We start from the raw sequence: 17,174 nt of genomic DNA, 5'->3' as shown, positions 1-17,174 counted from the left end.
CCACCATGCACCAGCACAACCCAAGCACCACCCCCTCTGTTGCCAGCACCAGCACGCCCGGCAGCGGCCACAAGCTGGATCCCATCGCCGTGCTGCGCGAAGAACTGGCTGCCGCCGCCATCTGTCACGGTGTGGAGCGCGTGGAGGATTTGACCGAAGCGTTGGTAGACCGCTACGTGCAGCGCCTGGGCGGCAGCACCGTGTACGTGCGCAACGCCCGTGTGCTGCAACGCGAGCGTTTGGCGCAAGAAGTGCGCGCCAGGTTCAACGGCCGCAACACCCGCGCTTTGGCGCGCGAGTACGGAGTGAGTGTGCGGTGGGTGCAGAGGTTGCTGGAGGCCTCGCATAGGCAACGAGGTTAAAAAAAAGCCCGCGTAAGCGGGCTTTCTTAAAAGTACTGCGATCTGCTCAGAATCTGAGCAAGTAACTTTTGATCTAGCGAAGAAGGCGTACTCAGCTCTTGCGATTTTTTCTGCCGATACAGGGAAAGTTGAACTACCTCTGCACTTCCTAGTTGGGTGACGTTAGTGTCTTGGTCCTGCGCGTGGACTTGTGTCTCAAAGATCACTTGTACATGCGCTGGGTTTGGATCTGCCACCTCTGGGAAGAGTTGCAATTGCACCTCATAGGTCATAGACGGCTCCTTTGTTCGGCTACCCGAGATCCTGTTCCCTAGGCTAGGGTTGGGGCCCTGCGGATGCCAAGCCAGTTGATTCTAGCTCACGAACAGCGAAGGATTCGAGCGTCGATATCGCTTCCATCGTGATGGATGTAACAGGATGGGGGACGAGCGGAATCATCTTCCCGCTCTTGTCCTTCCGGCCACCTTCACGCATGGAGAAAAATTTCAAGAATCTAGAGGGGGCCACCCCATCAAATGGCATCAATCGCACCTTGTCGACGGCATCTTCGCGCTCAGTGATCGCGTCTGCGTGAAGTTTGGTAGCAAGGCTTTTTCGGTATGGCTCCAAAAAATATACTTCACTGATTCCCGCTGCAACAATATGTCTTGCGCATGAATGGCAAGGGTAGGTGGTTACAAATAACTTACCACCTTTAATTTGAGTTCCATCATTATTTCCTGCATTAATCAATGCATGCATTTCAGCATGAACTGCTCTTGAAAACTCGATCAAACTTTTTAGTTGAGAATCATCTCGAATAGTGTTGAAGACTTTCTTTTCGTTATCATTTTCGATGATTTCATTTTTTATTAATAGATCAACCATCGTTGATGCTATTTTATTTTTTCCTCATCATTAAAGCAACCTCCTTCATTCAGATTCCAGCATCGATGATCTGAATCATTGTTGGATTTTTTATCCCCAGTTTCATAAAGTCCACCGAAAGGACGTGGTACATCATTCCAGCCAGTGGAAATTATTTCCCCATCACTGGCTGTAATTGCTGCTCCAACTTGTCTAGATAAGCACGCGGAGTTTCTTGCTGCTGAATAAGCAGCGTACATTGCCCTTTCATGTGGTGTTGGCGTCATGATGGCAGTGCCTAGCATAAGGTCAAGAAATCTTTTGACTCTTGACTTTCTTTCGGAGTCTGTCTCTGAATCTACACGAAGAAAAAAGTCAGCATGAGGGAATGTTGTCTCTACGCGTTGTCCGTGTTTAACCTCTTCACCAGAATCACGATCAATAAGGGTGTGAATATCATCTTTTTTGCCCTTTTTCTTTTCTAATTTTTCTATTCGTTTTTCAATTGGCGAATAAACGCCAATTACGTGTAGCATATCGCCGTAGATAGACCTTAAAAGTCTTAATTCATCAATATGCTTTATCGAATCAATGATGTGGCAGTTTTTTTCTGACAAGGTAGGAATGACTATATCCTGATTATCAGAAGATTGATCTGTTTCTGAAAATAAGTCTTTTTGCTTTTTCTCTAGTTTATCTTTTAGTAATTCACGAGCAAAAGTAATTTTTTTATGGCAAGGCGTGCTAAAACATCGTTGCCATGTTCTTCTCTTAGATTGTTTCCTGCATCAATTAATTCATTGATTGAGGGAGAATCTGTTAGTGTACCTTTGGGTGTATTTTCTTTGATTAATTGACTAAGGCGAATGATTTCAACTTTGTCATAAGAATAATCTGTTGTTTTAAGGAGTTTTTGGAAAGTTGCAGCAACCTCGTGAAGAGGCGTGCCTAATGGACCGCACAAAGCAATAACAATCTCTGAGGTTAAAGATTCTTGAATTGCCTTCTTGGCATTAAAATTTTCTTTTTTCCCTTTAGATGGCAAATTTGCACTGGTGCTACTGCTAGGTTGCTTCTGGTTGCTGCCATGTCTCCTCCTTTAGCTTCTTTAAATAATAGCAATAGCTCGTAACAACATACAAGCTTGATCACTTCTTGATCAACTGAAGTATCAACCACAGCAGCCGTGCCATAGGGGGATCATCTGTGGTTTTTCGCCGACGAATGTGTGCATGGCGACCCGAATACGATAGTCGATGTCAGGTGTTCTGTGAGGTCCATAGTCTGCTTCGGCCTACGACCTAGCTCTCGCTGCCGCCTTCGATTGGGTGGGGTGACTATGGCTTAATTGCCATCGATAGAAAATGCGCCATCTCTGGATTAACTTTCACATTTTTGCTTATTTTTTTGTGATAGCCCTCATGCAGAGTATCGGTAGTGTTCACGGTGTGCAGAATGGTTGCTTTGCCAAAAGATAAGTATATTTTTTTGTTGTGCATGATAAATAACGAAGCTTGTAGAAAAAATGGTATCTATTTTATATAGTATGATGTCAATGGTGGCATTGTAAATGCATTTGATGTCTAATAAAGCATCATGTCACTAAGGTGGTTTTTAGAATCAATTAAATATGAGGGGGGCGATAATGAGTCAGTCTAAAGATAATTCTCAGAGTTCTAATACGAGATGGTGGGAATCATATTTGGTAAGATATCTTTCCGGATCAATAATTGGTGCTTTTTGTATATTGCTAATGGTTTTTGTATTTTTGTCGTATGCCGGTCATAAATTAAATATTGTTTCTGCTATTGGTTCAATAGAGTATAAGTATTTTCCAGCAACTGGTTTAATTTTGGTTTTGATAATTTCTGGCCTTATTTATTCTTATCTAATTAGTTCTCCAATTACTGTAATTCATTATGGTAGAGGAGGAAAACAGAAAATAGAGAAGGTTGTTCGATATATTTGGTTTGGATGGATCGTATCTGTTTTGTGTTTTATTTTTACAAAAGGCAATTTTTATTATGGCTTGATAATTATGGGTGCTAGTCTTTTGTTTTTGTATTTTAACTATGCATTTAGGAAGCCTGGTATATTCTCTGAAGCTTGCATTAAAGGTGTTTATTATAAAAAAGTAAGAAGTAGGCATGTTACACCAATAATGTGTATTTATTTTGGTTTAATGATATGGGTTAGTAGTTTTGCTATATTTGAGTATTTTGATATAAATAATTTTAATAGAGGTGTTTTTTTGCTTGGATTCCCAACTTTATCTGTTGGTGTAATGCAATACGTTACTCTTTTTCGGATACTTAATTCGGAAAGTCAAATATTTAGGTTTTATCGAAAACTGGTTAAATCAAGATTGAAAAATGGGTCTAAAGATGTACGAGAAACATATTCCCATCTAAGAGAGCACTCAAATGCAACTTTTATAGTTTTTTTGGAAATATGCGTAACATGTTTCATAATTTTTTTAATTTATTTTGTTGATAAGAATGATTCTTTGAAAACAACTGAAGGTACAAATAATTTAATAATTTATTTAATTGGTTTTTTTGCTTTTTGGCTCATGCCTAACTTGTTTATGTGGTCAAGAGCAAATAATCTTGAGAAGGATTTTATAAATAATAATGAAAGATATTTAATAAAAGAAAAAGAAGATTCTCCATCGGAAAAATCATGGTCAGACACTGGTGGATCTAAATAGATTAGGTTAGAATGCTCCATCACGCCCGTAAGCGTGGTCTGGGCTTGGCGGCCCGGTCAACCAAGGCGCAGCAGCCGCGCCATCACTTCATGGTCTGCGGCTTTTTGCTTTCTAGAGCATGCCTGCGCGCGCACGGCGCCATTTTTACGATGGACCGTGTGGGGACACCCGCAAGGGTGTGCCGGCTCCTTGGTCCGGTCCGCCAACCCTGCACGGTCCATCACCTTTGCTTGGCGGCCTGGGTGATGGGTTGAAAACCTCGTCACCAAGGAGCCTGTCATGGCTGGCATTTCTTCTGCTTTGTCTTCTTCCGTTGCCTCTGCTCAACCCGAGCTTTCCATCCACAACGGCATCGTCACCACCACCAGCGTTCAAGTTGCACAGTTCTTTGGCAAGCGCCATGACAACGTGCTGCGCGCGATCCGTGTTTTGCTCCGTGAAGGTGCGTCTGCGGATTACCTCCTCAATTTTGAGGAGGTAATCATGGACTTCACTAACGGCAAAGGTGGCGTGCAAAGCGGGACTGCCTACCGCATGACCCGAGAAGGCTTCATGCTCCTCGCCATGGGCTTCACCGGCAAAGAGGCGCTGCGCTGGAAGCTGGCCTTCATCGCCGCCTTCAACCGCATGGAGGCCGAGCTGCAAAAGCCCGCCTACGACCCCGCACGCATCCAGCTGGCCCACAGCCTGGCCGCGCAGGCCGCCGCGCAAGTCACCCAGACGGTGTTTGACGCTATTGCCTCCGGCCGCGACAGCGACTGGCGCCGCGTGCGCTACCTGCTCAGCTTCGGCTACGACCGCGATGGCCAGCCCACCATTCCCCAGGCGCAGGTGGTGGGCGACGACCAGATGGTCACCTCCCTGAACGCGCTCATCCAGCACATCACCAAGCACGACGTCATCCCCTCCGACGCGCAGCTGGCCGCGTTGGTCACCGCCTGCGCCCAGCAACTCTCCGAACGCGCCCAGGTGCGCGAGCTGCGCGCCGCCACCAAAGCTAGTGCCGCACCAGCCACCACCTCCACCGCCGTGGCCGCGCCCATACCGCCCCACATCGGGAATGACGGCAAGCCACTGCCCCCCGGCACTTTCCGCGCCGTGTTTGTGTGAGGGGGCTGCACGCAGTTGCGGTTTTGATAGCTGCTAGCGCTTGATGGGTAAGCGCTAGCGGGTAATTTGGCTTGAAGTTTTGAATGTGGAAAAGCCCCTGCTGGCGTTGGCTGGCAGGGGCTTTTTTGTTTTTGAATTTATGGGTCAATAAACAAAAATTTGCTTTGTGTTGTTTCTTGTTGATGTTTTGATTAATTGGGTCATAAATCATCAAGAATGTAGAGCATGAATGACGTCACTTCATCACGCGGAGGTGCTGGGCGAGGGCAGGGGCGCAAGCCCATTTCCCCCGATGGTGCCAAGGCATACAAGCTACTGCTGACCGATGAGCAGCGTGCCAAGCTGGAAACACTGGGTAACGCAGGGTGGATTCGTGAGCAGATTGATTTTGCAACCCATCTTGAGCAAATTGACATGACCAAAGCTGTAAACCTTAGTGCCCGCTACATCAATGCGTTGCGGCAGTTAGAGCAGTTCCATTCCGTGCTGCCTTTTGATGGCCCTTTGACCCACATGTACAGCGGTGTGCGAGTTCTGCCGACCGGTGATTTGACTGATCCTGACGACGATAGCGGCATCTTGCAGTTGGTATTTCCAGGTGGTCACACGGTGGACGTGATCGGAGCAGCGTATCTGGAAATGATGGCCAAGGAGTCTGCCGAGATTGAGGTGGCTACTAAGCCTGATGACTTGGGTATCCCAGAGCGAAAGATGACACACGTACAGTTGCGCACCGCCGATTTGCTAAGGCACCTTAGCGGCAAGCACGGGCTGGATCTGTGATGGCCGATGCCGATAAGTTGAGCTCCCATCATCAGATCAAGCAATGGGTGCAAGGCATGCAGTTTTATTCGCTGGGGATCTTGTTGCCCGGGATGAAAATGAACTACAACACTTTTTTGCGGGACTTGGGAGGGTTGTCGGCTGGAAGGGTAGCTCAAGGAAATTTTGACCAGTTGCGGCCATCAACTTGGGAGAAAGTACATAAAAATACACAAGAGTGGGCACTTGGACGCATAAAGGCGCAGGGTTGGTCGGAAGAAGAAGGCCGAGAGATGATTCAAAGTAGGCCTGTTTGCAGCAAGGGGCGTGAAGCAGGATTTGCGGGGTTGCTCCATTGCATGCAAAGGCCTGATGGATTGCAGCTTCCACTAAGCATTGGATTTGGCTTGGCTGTGGATGAGTTGCTGCACAGCTTGCAGGCTGCGCTTGCGGCGGATGACTGCATGATGTTTGGTGACCATGTGGTCCAGTTTTTGGAGCAACAGAAGTGGTCTGAACTGGAATCGTTAGGTGACAAGCAGTTCGATGCGGCTGTGCAGGAGTGGATGCTCGCGACAACTTGGGATGCAATACTGCCACTTGCAGATAAGTTCTTGCAGGAAGCGCTGAGCTCCTTTTTGGCGGCTGCAGATCTGGAGTGGGGAAATTTCTATTTCTCAGGTTTTATAGACACACCTGTGTTGCCGTTGGTAGCGCCGAAGCCTGCCGATGGATTGCAATTGGGTGAAAAGTTGAAACCTAAGCAGCAGTTGCTGCGCCGGCCTGTGCGCAGATTGTTTGAATTGAGTGCTACGTTAATTTATCGAAAGTATTTCAAAGCTTGGCCTGAGCACAGGCCCACAGTGCAACAGTTGGCAGCTTGGATGTACGAAGATGAAGAGGTTGTCTACAACTACCTAGACGGCAGTAAATTACTCACTATTGATGATTTCAGAGTGCGCTGGGATGAAATGCACCGCTGGATTGCTCTGGAAGCCAAACAAGATGAGCCTGAGCAAATAGAAGCACCCAACCTGTTGCTGCTATTTGCAATTGGGTGGCAAGCAACGTTGATCCAACGCGGTGAAAACAAAAAAATTAAGTCGTTTATTTACTTCGGTGACGAAATTCAGCGTCACTGGAATATGTACAGAAAAAGGTGGAGCAGCCATCTCCAGCGTGTAGAAGAGACGCTGGAGTGGCCTGTTTGGCTCAGTTAGTCTTCGTCATCAGCGATGCGATCTTCCCAGTCATCGGGGCGCTCATCATCTCCACGTGAGTGCCAGTACTCATCGTTATTGGGGTTGCATTGGTTGGAGTGGTTGTCCAGATCAGATTGACGGCTCATGGTTTGTTCCTGTGGTGTGTTTGATTAGTTAGTAGTTTTTTGACGGTCATGAACGCTCTGCAGCTTGGCTGCGAGAGAACCTTTCGGCGTTTTTCCGTCGTTTTGGGCTGCAACAGCTTGTTGGACACGCTTAACTGCCTCTGCAGTCACTGGCGTGCGGCTGCTAGGGGGAGCCTGCTTTGTCATGTTGGTTCCTTTCGTTGAGTTAGAGGTGTCATCGAGTGACGAGCGAAGTCTCTATCGAACGTACACAAACACCCTTCCTCAAAATTTTCACTTTTGTTTTGCTATCAATTTGATTGATTGTTTCTTTGCTGCACAAGCCCTAGCAGCCTGCGACAAAATTTAAAGAACTAGTTCGTCTGGTTTGTTCGCAGCACCCCGCCGACCATCGGCGCATGGGTATCTACAGCCACCTCACCAACGAACAGCTCACCACGCGGCGCGACAGTTATCTGGCCGCGCTGGATGCGCGCCTGACCGGCCCCACGCAGGCCAGCAGCAGCGCCGAGGGGGCGGGTGCCCGTTCCGTGCAGTTCAACGCCGACACCACGCAACTGCGCCAGGCGATTGACGCCATCAACGCCGAACTGCAGCGCCGCGCAGGCGTGCAGCCACGCAGGCCCATCTATCTGGTGTGAGCATGGGCCGCAACGCACGCCACACCCGCCCAGCGCGCCAAGAGCGCCAAAGCCGCGCCCCGCAGTCTTTGCTGGCCCAGGGCGGGGCCGCCATGTCTGCGCACCAAGGCGCATCGCACACCGATTTGGCGCTGCGTGACTGGCACCCGTACGGCGGCAGCGCCGATGCGGATCTGCTGCCCGAGCTGTCCACGCTGACTAACCGTTCCCGTGACCTGGCCCGCAATGACGGGCTGATGGCGGGCGGCATCCAGACCCACCGCGACAACGTGGTGGGCGCGGTGCTGCGTCTGTCGGCCGTGCCCGATTACCGCCTGTTGGGCTGGTCGCCCGAGCAGGCCCGTGAGTGGGGCAACCACGTAGAGGCGCACTTTCGCAGCTGGGCCGACACCACGGATTGCGACGCGGCCCGCACGCTGGATTTGCTGGGCCTGACGGTGCTGGCCCTGGGCGGCGAGATGGTGAACGGCGATGCGGTGGCCATTCCCCACTGGCTGCCCCGGCCCGACAGCCCCTGGGCCACGCGCCTGAGCGTGATTGAGTCCGACCGGCTGGAGACCCCGCCGCACCTGGAAGGCATGGCCCGCATCCGCCGTGGGGTGGAGCTGGACCGCCACGGCGCGCCTGTGGCCTACCACTTCCGTGCAGCACACCCCGGCGATGCGTTGTACCTGCGCGGCGATGAGGCGCTGGACCTGAACCGCTGGGAGCGCGTGCCCGCCTTCACCCCCTGGGGCCGCCGCCGCGTGATCCACCTGCACGCCAAAGAGCGCACGGGCCAGACGCGGGGCAAACCCATCGTCAGCGCGGTGATGCGTGAGTTCCACATGGCGGGCAAGTACGCGCAAAACGAGCTGCAGGCCAGCCTGGCCAATTCGCTGGTGGCGGCGTTTTTGGAGTCGGATTTAGATCAGGAATCTGCCTCTGCCCTGTTTGGCGACCAGCCGCGTGATGCCTGGGCCACGTCGGTGCGGCAGGCGCAAAGCATCGGCAAGCTGCAGGGCGCGGCGGTGATCCCGCTGCCCGCAGGGGCCAAGATGAGCAGCTTTACCCCCGGCCGCCCGAATGTGGCGTTTGAGGCCTTCATGCTGGCGGTAGAGCGGCGCATTGCCGCAGGCATGAACCTGCCGTATGAGCTGTTTGCCAAAGACTTCAGCCGCGTCAACTACAGCAGCGCCCGCGCCGCCTTGCTGGAGGCATGGCGCTACTTTCATGGCCGCCGCCGCTGGCTGACCAGTACCTGGCTGCGCCCCATTTATGAGCTGTGGCTGGAAGAGGCGGTGAACGCCGGCGTGATCGACGCGCCGGGCTTTTACGCCAACCGTTATGCCTATACGCGCTGCCGCTTTGTGTTTGGCGGCAAGGGCTGGGTGGACCCGGTCAAAGAGATCACCGCCGCCAAGCTGCGGCTGGAGATTGGTGTCTCCACCCTGGAGCAGGAATGCGCCGAGCAGGGCCTGGACTGGGAAGAGGTGCTGCACCAGCAGCGCATTGAAGCCCAGCGCCGTGCAGAGCTGGGCTTGCAAGCCCCCGCGCAAGCCACCTGGGTGGCCGGTGCTGACACCGCAGACAAGGCCGACCCGGACGACAGCCAGACACCCGCCACACCGCAGCGCAACCGGGGTGCCGAGCAACAGGCGCAGCAAGGGGGCCCAGCATGAGCCAGCGCACCTATCCCCATCTGGCAGACCGCCTGCTGAACACACCACTGTTGCTGCACCCGCAGAAGCTGGACGCCATCATCGCCGGGCTGGGCCAGCGCCTGCTGGGCGTGGATGGCCTGCACCTGGATGCGGCAGAGCTGACCGCCCGCGCCGTGCTGCCAGCCGAGATGTTCACCACCCGCCGTGGTGAGCGGTCTGACCGCGGCTATCGCGTGGTGGATGGCGTGGCCGTCATCAGCGCCATGGGCGGGCTGGTGCACCGCACCAAGCTGGCGGCCGACAGCAGCTTGCTGATTGGCTACAACGACCTGGCCGCCGACCTGGAAGACGCCCTGGCCAAGGCCGACGTACACGCGATTGCGCTGGTGTTTGACAGCCCCGGCGGCGAGGTGTCTGGCGCGTTTGAGCTGGCCGAGCGCATTTACGCAGCCCGGGGGCACAAGCCCATGGTGGCCGTGGCCGATGGCATGGCCGCCAGCGCTGCCTATCTGGCCGCCAGTGCGGCGGATGAGGTGGTGGTGTCTGCCACGTCGTACGTGGGATCGATTGGCGTGGTGATGCGGCATGTGGACTTCAGCCGTGCGCTGGCCAATGACGGCATCACCGTATCGCACATCTTTGCTGGCGAACACAAGATCGACGGCAACCCCTACCAGCCCTTGCCCGACGCCGTGCGCAATGCACTGCAGGCCGACATTGAAGGGCTGTACCAGATGTTTGTGCAGGCCGTGGCGAAACACCGCGGCCTGGACGAGCAGGCCGTGCGCGACACGCGTGCGGGCGTTTACCGGGGCGTGGCCGCAGTGGCTGCGCGTTTGGCCGACCGCATTGGCACTGTCGATGCGGTGGTGGCTGAACTGGCGGCCCGGCGCAACCACGCAGTAGCCGCTGCCGTGGGCATTTCACTCCAACCTTGGGAAACCTCTATGTCTCATGCATCCGCGACTGCAGCGGCCGCAGCTCCTGCTGCGCCTGCTGATGCCTCCTCCACCACGGCGGCCACCACCGCCGCCGCCGCCCCTGCAGCGCCCGCCACGGGCAGCCAGGCTGATCTGGACAAGGCCCGCGCCGAAGGCGCAGCCGCCGAGCGTGCCCGTGTGGCCGCCATTACCGGCCACCCCAACGCCGCCGCCAACCCGGGCATCACCCAGCAGTGCATTGCCACGGGGCTGAGTGCCGAGCAGGCCAAGGGCTTTCTGGATGCCGCGCCGGCTGCGGCCACCACCACGGCCAGCGCGCAGGCGGGCAACCAGTTTGCCGCTGCGATGGCGGCCATGGGCAACCCCAATGTCTCTGGCGTGGAAGCCGCCGCGCCCGACAGCGCGGCCGCCACCGCACAGGCCGCTGCGGGCTGGGGCAAGGCCTTTGGCATTGCGCAGTAAGCCAGCACGCAACCCGTTGATACACAAGGAGCACACACCATGAACGTGCAAGAAATGGGCCCCGGCACGGCCTGCTATCTGGTCAGCGAAGCCAATGGCACCCGCTCGCGCGAGGTCATCACCGTGGCCCAGGGCCACAACCTGCTGCCCGGCGCGGTGCTGGGCGTGGTGGCTGCCACCGGCAAGTTTGTGCCGGTAGACCCCACCAACGGCAGCGGCGAGGGCGAAACCCCTGACGGCAGCCAGACCGCCGTGGCCGTGCTGTACGCCGGGGTGGACACCACCGAGGCCGAAAAGCCCGGCGTGATTACCGCCCGCGATGCCGAAGTGGCCGCCCACGCGCTGGCGTGGCCCGCAGGCATGACCGAACCCCAGAAAACCGCCGCACTGGGCCAGCTGGCCAGCGTGGGCATTGTTGCCCGCTAAAGCGGCGCAGAAAGGCAAACCAACATGGCAGACATCACTCTCTTCAGCCACGGCGCGTTCAGCATGACCACGCTGTCGGCCGCCATTCAGCAGGCGCCCTATACGCCGCAATTGCTGGGGCAACTGGGCATTTTTACGCCCGACCGCGTGCGCACCACCACCATTGCGGTGGAGCAAAAGGGCGGCGTGCTGTCGCTGATCGGCACCAGCGAACGCGGCGCGCCCATTGAAGAAGGCAAGGGCGAGCAGCGAGACATTCGGCACTTTGCCACCAGCCGCATTGCACGTGGCAAGACGCTGATGGCGGCAGAGCTGCAGAACATCCGCGCCTTTGGCCAGACCAGCGAGATGCAGGCCGTGCAAAACGAGGTGGCCGAGATCATGAGCGGCAAGACCGGCCTGCGCGCGGCGGTGGAGCTGACGCACGAGCACATGCGCCTGGGCGCGGTGCAGGGCAAGGTGATGAATGCGAGTGGCAAATTGCTGTACGACTGGTTTGAGGCGTTTGGCATCGATCGCCCAGCCACCATCAACTTTGACTTTGCGGCGGCCACGGCGGAGGAAGGCAAGGTGCGCGTGAAGTGCAGCGCAATCATCCGCGCCATGATGCGCGGCAGCCACGGTGCATGGCTGCCCGGCACCACCTATGCCGTGGGCCTGTGCGGGGACGACTTTTTTGACGACCTGACCAGCAACCCCGAGACCCGCGCCACCTACCTGAACCAGCAGGGCGCCAGCGAGCTGCGCAACGACATCGGCCAGGTGTTTGGCAGCTTTCGCTACGGCAACATCCTGTTCATCAACTACCGGGGCACGGACGACAAGAGCACGGTTGCCATCCACAACGATGAGTGCCAGTTCTTCCCCGTGGGCGCGCCGGATGCGTTCAAGGCGGGTTTCTCGCCTGCGGAGTTCCTGCCCTTTGTGAACACGCCCGGCCAGGACGTGTACGCCATGGTGGTGCCCGACCTGGATCGCCAGGCCTGGGTGCGCCCTGAGGTGTACAGCTACCCGCTGTTCATGTGCACCCGCCCCGGCATGCTGCAGCGCGGCAAGCGCAAGGCGTAAGCGGCCATGACGGCAAGCCTTGCCCCTTTTGCTGCGGTGGACGCCCTGATTGCCCAGGGCGTGGGCCAGGCCCTGTCCAACGCCACGGCCACGTGGCACGGCGGGCCAGCCTTTGGCGTGCACCTGTACCAAAGCGCTGTGGATGGCTTTGGTGAAGTGGTCACCACCCAACGCCACACCGTCAGCCTGTGCGTGCTGAACGCGCCGGGTGTGGCAGAGGGCAGCAGCGCTTTGCACATCAACGGCCAGCCTTGCCGCATCACCGGCCCAGTGGTGCCGGATGCCGGTGGCTGGGCCACTTTCCCGATTGTGTTCACGGAGGGTGCCGATGCTGGCCCTTGAAACCTTGATTGCCCAGCGCCTGCGGGAGCAGGGCGCCTTGGCCGGCTGGCAGGTGCGCGAGGGCTGCCAGGACACGGACCGCCGCGGCGTGCCTGCGGTGGATGTGCGCATGGGCGGTGCCAGCGTGCCCCAGGTGCGCAAGCCTGCCGCCACGCTGCAGCCCGAGTGGGCCATCACCCTGGTGGTGCGCCGTGGCCCGGACGCGGCCCAGCAGCTGGATGCGGCGCTGGCGGCCGCCATCACCAGCCTGCACAACTGGCGCCCTGCGGACACCAGCGGCCGCGGCTGGACAGAGCTGCTGGTGGCCAACGTGCTGCCTGCGGACTTTGCCGACGTGGCCCTGGTGGGCTACCAGATCACTTTCACCACGGCGGCTGTGTTCCACGGCCAGCCCTGATCCACCAACTTTGCGGAGCAACCCATGCCCTTGATCCATGAGAAAAGCCAGTACCTGATCCCCGGGGGCGGGTGTACTTTGACCCGTTTGATGCCTCTGAACGCCTGACCGGTGAAATCGACCTGGGCAACTGCCCGGGCGTCACCCTGTCGATCGAGACGGAGAAGTCCGAGCACTTCAGCAGCCAGGGCGGCCTGCGTGAAAAGGACGGCAGCTGGGTGGTGCAGGTGCAGCGCACCGGCGCGCTGCAATGCGACAACTTCAGCCCGAGCAATGCCGCGCTGTGGTTGAGTGGTACGCACGAAGTCAAAACCCAGGCTGCCACGCCGGTCACGGGCGAAGAGCGCACCGTGCTGCCCGGGCGCCAGTACCAGCTGGGCGCCACCGCTGCCAACCCGCTGGGCGTGCGCAACGTGAGTGCCATCACCGTCACCCCCAAGGCGGGTGGCGACGCTTACGTAGCGGGCACTGACTACAACGTGGACACCGAGACCGGCCGCGTGCAGATCCTGGAAGGCGGCGCCATCACACAGGCCACCGCCGTGCTGTTTGGCTACACGCCTGTGGCGGGCAAGTTTGAGTCGGTCAAGTCCGGCGCCAAGTCGGAGCTGACGGGCGCGCTGCGTGTGGTGTCTGACAACGCCGCTGGCGGCAACCGTGACTGGTTCCTGCCCAAGGTGACGCTCAGTGCCAGCGGCGACCTGGCCCTGATTGCTGAGGGCACGGACGTGATCGTGATGGAGTTTGAGCTAGAAGCCCTCAAGCCCGCCAATGCAGAAGCCATCTATTGCGATGGCCGCCCCGTGGCCGTGTAACCCCTGGCCCTTGCACCACCGCCCGGCAGCCCGCCGGGGCGGTTTGCCCTGCGGCTGCGTTGGCTGCAGCGCAAACCGTTAGCCACCACTTGCTTTCAAAACACCATGGCTTTTAAACCCATTCAGATCGTCATCAACGCCAAAGACAACGCGTCTGCGGTGCTGGGCCGCCTGGAAAAAGGCGTCAAAGCCGTGGGCCTGGCCGTGGCGGGTTACCTGGGCATTCGGGCGTTTGCCAGCGGCATTCAGGGGGCGGCTGAGTTTGAAGCCGCCATGAGCCGCGTGAAGGCGGCCACCGATGGCACCGCCGAGGAAATGACGGCGCTGACCCAGGCCGCACAGAACGCGGGCAGCAATACCAAGTACACCAGCGTGCAGGCCGCGGGCGCGCTGGAGAACCTGGCCAAGGCAGGTTTGAGCGCGGGGGACTCCATCAAGGCACTGCCCGCCGTGCTGGCCCTGGCGCAGGCGGGCGATGTGGAGCTGGCCACCGCCAGCGAATACGTGACCAAGGCCGTCATGGGCATGGGCCTTGCCTTTGATGACGCCGGGCGCGTGGCGGACGTGTTGGCCAAGGGTGCCAACGCCACCAACACCAGCGTGGAGGGCCTGGCCCAGGCGCTGAGCTATGCCGCGCCCGTGGCCAATTCGCTGGGCGTCAGCCTGGAGAGCACGGTGGCCATCATTGGCAAGTTTGCCGATGCGGGCATTGACGCCAGCCGCGCGGGCACGGCGCTCAACAGCATCATGAGCCAGTTTGCCAACCCGGCCAGCAAGTTCCGCCAGGAGCTGGGTGCGGCAGGCATAGTGACCACCGACTTTGACAAGGCCTTGCGCCAACTGGCCGCCAGCGGCCAGGCGGGGGAGAAAGCCATCAACGCGGTGGGTTTGGAGGCCGGTCCAGCGTTCCGAGCACTGCTGAACCAGGGTATGGGCGCCTTGGATGGTTTGACGGAGAGTCTGAAAAACGCCAAAGGTAGTGCGGCTGAAGCGGCTAAGACCATGTCCAACAACCTTAAGGGTGCGCTGACTGGTCTGGGTAGTGTGTGGAACTCTGTGGTGGTGGCGTTGAACACGCCGGTGCTGCCGGTGTTGAAGCAGGGGGTGGATGCGCTGGCGGGGTCGCTGCGCCGCCTGGTGGACGATGGCTCAGTCACCCGCATGGGGCAGGTGCTGGCCACGGCGTTTGACAACGGCATCCAGGGGGTGCAGAAGTTCCTGGGGGCGCTGGACGTCAATCAGATCATTTTGCGCATGCAGGTGATGGCCAGCGAGGTGGGCGAGGCCTTCCAGCGCATCACCACCTTTGCCACCAATGCGGGCAACGCCGTGCGCATGGCCTGGGGCGTCATGTCGGCCGGCACCAATGGGGTGATGGCCGTCATCTACAAGGTGGGCGAGGCGTTTGCCGGCGTGGCCAGCAATATCCAGTCTGGTGTGGCGCTGATCATGGACGGGCTGAGCCGCATCACCTTTGGCGGTGTGTCGGCATCGTTCAAGCAGGCCGCCGAAGAAATCCGCCTGAGCGCCGAGGCCACCTGGGCCTCGTCCCAGGCCCTGGCTGCCAAGGCGGATGAATCCTTCAACGCCATGGCGGAAGGTGCAGAGCTGGCACGCGATGGCTGGGCGGGGTTGACTCGGGAAGTGTCTGCTGCAGTCCCGGTCGTCAAAAAAGCTGGCGATGAGATTGAGCTTCTCAGCGAAAAGATGCGGCAAGAGGCTGAGGCTGCATATGTTGCTATGGAGGCGCAGGAGAAAAAGGCGGAAAGCGCTGCGGCCGCAGCAGCGGCTACAGCAAAGCTCAAGCAGGAATACAACGACCTCATCAAGTCCGGCAACTTGCAAGCAGCGGCGCAAAAGCTGCTGGAGATTGATCGTGCGCAGCAGGCCCTGTCCAAGTCCGGTGCGCAGGCAGCAGATGCAGCAGCGCTACTGGAGCAGGCCTACAAAGACCTTGGCCTTAAAACCAATCAAGAGTTGCAGGAGGCTGCTGACAATGCGCGTGCCGCTTTTGAAACCTTGGCAAAGGATGGCACACAAGCACCACAGCGCATCGCTGAGGCTTGGAAGGTGATGGCTGATCGTGTGATCGATGCCAATGCTGGCGTTGCACCAAGCTGGCTGAAGTTGGAAGCAGCCGTCAAGGGTTATGAAATTGCTGTGAGCAATGCTGGCAAGAGCGTCGTCAGCACCGAGGAGGCCACGTTAAAAGCCACAGGGCGTATGGCACAAGGCTATGAGGCTTTGGGTAATGCGGCCGAGGGTGCAGAGCGGCGCATGCAAAGAGCGGGCAAGGTGCCAATGCCTGATAACAAAAAGCCGGGCGACCGCGATGTGGGGGCAGAACGTAGGCCGAGCCCCGTGCGCAAGCCTGATCCAGATTTCAATGGCTTGGAGTTAAAGCCGGAGGACGCTGAGCGCATCAAAGAGTTGCAAGACTCTGGAGATCACTTGGTTGCTGCTAATGAGCTTCGCAAGATTAAGTGGCAGCAAGAGCTGGAGGCAAGTCGGAAGGCGACGGAGCAGCGCAGCGCAGAAAACGCTGAGCGCTCACTGGCAGCGCTCGACAAGGTCAAAGACCTCAAAACGGGCGGCAGTGACCGTGATTTGCTGCAGGAGATGGTTGGCAAAAACGCTTTGCAATCTGCTTTCCCCAAGGGTGCCATCACATTCCAGATGCCTGCGGCCCCTGCGCCGGGCGGTTTGCCTGGTGCACAGGGGGCAGGTGCTCAGCCTGGTGCGCCAGTCATGGCAGGGGGCGTTATCACACAGCGCCATGAGATTGTGATCAATGGCCGTGACATGGGGGCTGTACCCACCAACGAAGAAGGCGGCGCAGCGTTAGAGCGTCTGCTGCAAGAGCTGGAGCGCGGCGCGATGACTTCTGGAGGGGTGCACTGATGTCTGGCCACTTGTTGAACGGTATTGCACTGCCCCGCGGCATGGTGTGGGTGGATGAGTTCGCCTGGGCTGCCGCGCAGCGCAGTGTGGAGCGCGGCATCACCGGCGCGCAAATCATTGATGTGGCCCCCAAGCTGGCGGGCCGCCCCATCACCTTGCAAGGCGCGCAAGACCAGGGCTGGATACGCCGCGCCACGCTGCTGGCCGTGCGCGCCCTGGCTGATGTGCCCGGCGGGCAGTACCCGCTGCAGCTGGCCAGCGGCGAGACCTTCACGGTCATGTTTGCCCCGGACGATGCCATCGAGGCCCAGCCCATCAGCCGCCCCGAGCTGCCCGAAAACACCCACCCCTATGTCGCCACGCTGCGACTGATGACGGTTTGAAGACAAGGACACGCGCG

General features: G+C 57.6%; 20 protein-coding genes. 15 read left to right on the top strand and 5 right to left on the bottom strand.

Annotation, left to right across the window (positions count from 1 at the left end):
* The first annotated feature begins 5 nt into the window (after positions 1-5).
* Positions 6-362 (top strand): Mor transcription activator family protein, encoded by a 357-nt coding sequence (locus SJH88_RS08130; RefSeq protein WP_274754141.1) that lies wholly within the window; start codon positions 6-8, stop codon positions 360-362.
* 26 nt (positions 363-388) lie between these two features.
* Here the strand turns inward: SJH88_RS08130 and SJH88_RS08125 are convergent, their stop codons facing one another.
* The 4 genes from SJH88_RS08125 to SJH88_RS08110 form a co-directional block, all read right to left on the bottom strand.
* Positions 389-634 (bottom strand): hypothetical protein, encoded by a 246-nt coding sequence (locus SJH88_RS08125; RefSeq protein WP_274754140.1) that lies wholly within the window; start codon positions 632-634, stop codon positions 389-391.
* A 43-nt stretch (positions 635-677) separates the two neighbouring features.
* Positions 678-1,229, bottom strand: coding sequence for a deaminase (locus tag SJH88_RS08120; protein ID WP_274754139.1), 552 nt, complete (start codon positions 1,227-1,229; stop codon positions 678-680).
* Between the two features lie 8 nt (positions 1,230-1,237).
* Positions 1,238-1,825: a hypothetical protein gene (locus SJH88_RS08115; RefSeq protein ID WP_274754138.1), complete on the bottom strand. Its 588-nt coding sequence runs from the start codon at positions 1,823-1,825 to the stop codon at positions 1,238-1,240.
* 83 nt (positions 1,826-1,908) lie between these two features.
* A complete protein-coding gene (locus SJH88_RS08110) occupies positions 1,909-2,253 on the bottom strand; it encodes a hypothetical protein (protein ID WP_274754137.1) in 345 nt (114 codons plus the stop codon).
* Between the two features lie 600 nt (positions 2,254-2,853).
* Here SJH88_RS08110 and SJH88_RS08105 point away from each other — a divergent pair.
* The 4 genes from SJH88_RS08105 to SJH88_RS08090 all read left to right on the top strand — a co-directional run bounded on the left by SJH88_RS08105 (position 2,854) and on the right by SJH88_RS08090 (position 7,010).
* Positions 2,854-3,918: a hypothetical protein gene (locus SJH88_RS08105; RefSeq protein ID WP_274754136.1), complete on the top strand. Its 1,065-nt coding sequence runs from the start codon at positions 2,854-2,856 to the stop codon at positions 3,916-3,918.
* Positions 3,919-4,197: 279 nt separating this feature from the next.
* Positions 4,198-5,028 (top strand): Rha family transcriptional regulator, encoded by an 831-nt coding sequence (locus SJH88_RS08100; protein ID WP_274754135.1) that lies wholly within the window; start codon positions 4,198-4,200, stop codon positions 5,026-5,028.
* Positions 5,029-5,253: 225 nt separating this feature from the next.
* A complete protein-coding gene (locus SJH88_RS08095; protein ID WP_274754134.1) occupies positions 5,254-5,811 on the top strand; it encodes a hypothetical protein in 558 nt (185 codons plus the stop codon).
* Positions 5,811-7,010, top strand: coding sequence for a hypothetical protein (locus tag SJH88_RS08090; protein WP_274754133.1), 1,200 nt, complete (start codon positions 5,811-5,813; stop codon positions 7,008-7,010). The genes SJH88_RS08095 and SJH88_RS08090 overlap by 1 nt, the downstream gene beginning before the upstream one ends.
* Here the strand turns inward: SJH88_RS08090 and SJH88_RS08085 are convergent.
* A complete protein-coding gene (locus SJH88_RS08085; protein WP_274754132.1) occupies positions 7,007-7,138 on the bottom strand; it encodes a hypothetical protein in 132 nt (43 codons plus the stop codon). The genes SJH88_RS08090 and SJH88_RS08085 overlap by 4 nt on opposite strands.
* A gap of 398 nt (positions 7,139-7,536) precedes the next feature.
* Between SJH88_RS08085 and SJH88_RS08080 the strand changes: the two genes are divergently transcribed.
* The 10 genes from SJH88_RS08080 to SJH88_RS08035 all read left to right on the top strand — a co-directional run bounded on the left by SJH88_RS08080 (position 7,537) and on the right by SJH88_RS08035 (position 17,157).
* Positions 7,537-7,779 carry a hypothetical protein gene (locus tag SJH88_RS08080; RefSeq protein WP_239224609.1) on the top strand — a complete coding sequence of 81 codons (243 nt, stop codon included), beginning with the start codon at positions 7,537-7,539 and terminating at the stop codon, positions 7,777-7,779.
* A 92-nt stretch (positions 7,780-7,871) separates the two neighbouring features.
* Positions 7,872-9,440, top strand: coding sequence for a phage portal protein (locus SJH88_RS08075; RefSeq protein ID WP_274754131.1), 1,569 nt, complete (start codon positions 7,872-7,874; stop codon positions 9,438-9,440).
* Positions 9,437-10,825 carry a S49 family peptidase gene (locus SJH88_RS08070; protein WP_274754130.1) on the top strand — a complete coding sequence of 463 codons (1,389 nt, stop codon included), beginning with the start codon at positions 9,437-9,439 and terminating at the stop codon, positions 10,823-10,825. The genes SJH88_RS08075 and SJH88_RS08070 overlap by 4 nt, the downstream gene beginning before the upstream one ends.
* Positions 10,826-10,864: 39 nt before the next feature.
* Entirely contained in the window at positions 10,865-11,251 is a 387-nt protein-coding gene (locus SJH88_RS08065) for a head decoration protein (RefSeq protein WP_274754129.1), read from the top strand.
* Between the two features lie 24 nt (positions 11,252-11,275).
* Complete coding sequence (locus SJH88_RS08060; RefSeq protein ID WP_274754128.1) at positions 11,276-12,319, top strand: major capsid protein; 1,044 nt, start codon at positions 11,276-11,278, stop codon at positions 12,317-12,319.
* A gap of 6 nt (positions 12,320-12,325) precedes the next feature.
* Positions 12,326-12,661: a hypothetical protein gene (locus SJH88_RS08055; RefSeq protein WP_274754127.1), complete on the top strand. Its 336-nt coding sequence runs from the start codon at positions 12,326-12,328 to the stop codon at positions 12,659-12,661.
* The gene (locus SJH88_RS08050; RefSeq protein WP_274754126.1) at positions 12,648-13,058 is read left to right on the top strand and encodes a hypothetical protein; all 411 of its coding nucleotides are present in this window, start codon (positions 12,648-12,650) and stop codon (positions 13,056-13,058) included. Before SJH88_RS08055 ends, SJH88_RS08050 begins: the two co-directional genes overlap by 14 nt.
* A 71-nt stretch (positions 13,059-13,129) precedes the next feature.
* Positions 13,130-13,873: a phage tail tube protein gene (locus tag SJH88_RS08045; protein WP_274754125.1), complete on the top strand. Its 744-nt coding sequence runs from the start codon at positions 13,130-13,132 to the stop codon at positions 13,871-13,873.
* A gap of 105 nt (positions 13,874-13,978) precedes the next feature.
* The gene (locus tag SJH88_RS08040; RefSeq protein WP_274754124.1) at positions 13,979-16,774 is read left to right on the top strand and encodes a phage tail tape measure protein; all 2,796 of its coding nucleotides are present in this window, start codon (positions 13,979-13,981) and stop codon (positions 16,772-16,774) included.
* Positions 16,774-17,157 (top strand): hypothetical protein, encoded by a 384-nt coding sequence (locus SJH88_RS08035; RefSeq protein WP_274754123.1) that lies wholly within the window; start codon positions 16,774-16,776, stop codon positions 17,155-17,157. The genes SJH88_RS08040 and SJH88_RS08035 overlap by 1 nt, the downstream gene beginning before the upstream one ends.
* Positions 17,158-17,174 lie beyond the last annotated feature (17 nt).

It is taken from the genome of Comamonas sp. GCA5 (assembly GCF_036541385.1).
Taxonomy (GTDB): domain Bacteria; phylum Pseudomonadota; class Gammaproteobacteria; order Burkholderiales; family Burkholderiaceae_C; genus Comamonas; species Comamonas aquatica.
This window is presented reverse-complemented; position numbering and strand designations above follow the sequence as displayed.

Coding starts and splice junctions, on each gene's coding strand:
- SJH88_RS08130 (WP_274754141.1), top strand. CDS start 6: ATGCACCAGCACAACCCAAGCACCACCCCCTCTGTTGCCAGCACCAGC.
- SJH88_RS08125 (WP_274754140.1), bottom strand. CDS start 634: ATGACCTATGAGGTGCAATTGCAACTCTTCCCAGAGGTGGCAGATCCA.
- SJH88_RS08120 (WP_274754139.1), bottom strand. CDS start 1,229: ATGGTTGATCTATTAATAAAAAATGAAATCATCGAAAATGATAACGAA.
- SJH88_RS08105 (WP_274754136.1), top strand. CDS start 2,854: ATGAGTCAGTCTAAAGATAATTCTCAGAGTTCTAATACGAGATGGTGG.
- SJH88_RS08100 (WP_274754135.1), top strand. CDS start 4,198: ATGGCTGGCATTTCTTCTGCTTTGTCTTCTTCCGTTGCCTCTGCTCAA.
- SJH88_RS08095 (WP_274754134.1), top strand. CDS start 5,254: ATGAATGACGTCACTTCATCACGCGGAGGTGCTGGGCGAGGGCAGGGG.
- SJH88_RS08090 (WP_274754133.1), top strand. CDS start 5,811: ATGGCCGATGCCGATAAGTTGAGCTCCCATCATCAGATCAAGCAATGG.
- SJH88_RS08085 (WP_274754132.1), bottom strand. CDS start 7,138: ATGAGCCGTCAATCTGATCTGGACAACCACTCCAACCAATGCAACCCC.
- SJH88_RS08080 (WP_239224609.1), top strand. CDS start 7,537: ATGGGTATCTACAGCCACCTCACCAACGAACAGCTCACCACGCGGCGC.
- SJH88_RS08075 (WP_274754131.1), top strand. CDS start 7,872: ATGTCTGCGCACCAAGGCGCATCGCACACCGATTTGGCGCTGCGTGAC.
- SJH88_RS08070 (WP_274754130.1), top strand. CDS start 9,437: ATGAGCCAGCGCACCTATCCCCATCTGGCAGACCGCCTGCTGAACACA.
- SJH88_RS08065 (WP_274754129.1), top strand. CDS start 10,865: ATGAACGTGCAAGAAATGGGCCCCGGCACGGCCTGCTATCTGGTCAGC.
- SJH88_RS08060 (WP_274754128.1), top strand. CDS start 11,276: ATGGCAGACATCACTCTCTTCAGCCACGGCGCGTTCAGCATGACCACG.
- SJH88_RS08055 (WP_274754127.1), top strand. CDS start 12,326: ATGACGGCAAGCCTTGCCCCTTTTGCTGCGGTGGACGCCCTGATTGCC.
- SJH88_RS08050 (WP_274754126.1), top strand. CDS start 12,648: ATGCTGGCCCTTGAAACCTTGATTGCCCAGCGCCTGCGGGAGCAGGGC.
- SJH88_RS08040 (WP_274754124.1), top strand. CDS start 13,979: ATGGCTTTTAAACCCATTCAGATCGTCATCAACGCCAAAGACAACGCG.
- SJH88_RS08035 (WP_274754123.1), top strand. CDS start 16,774: ATGTCTGGCCACTTGTTGAACGGTATTGCACTGCCCCGCGGCATGGTG.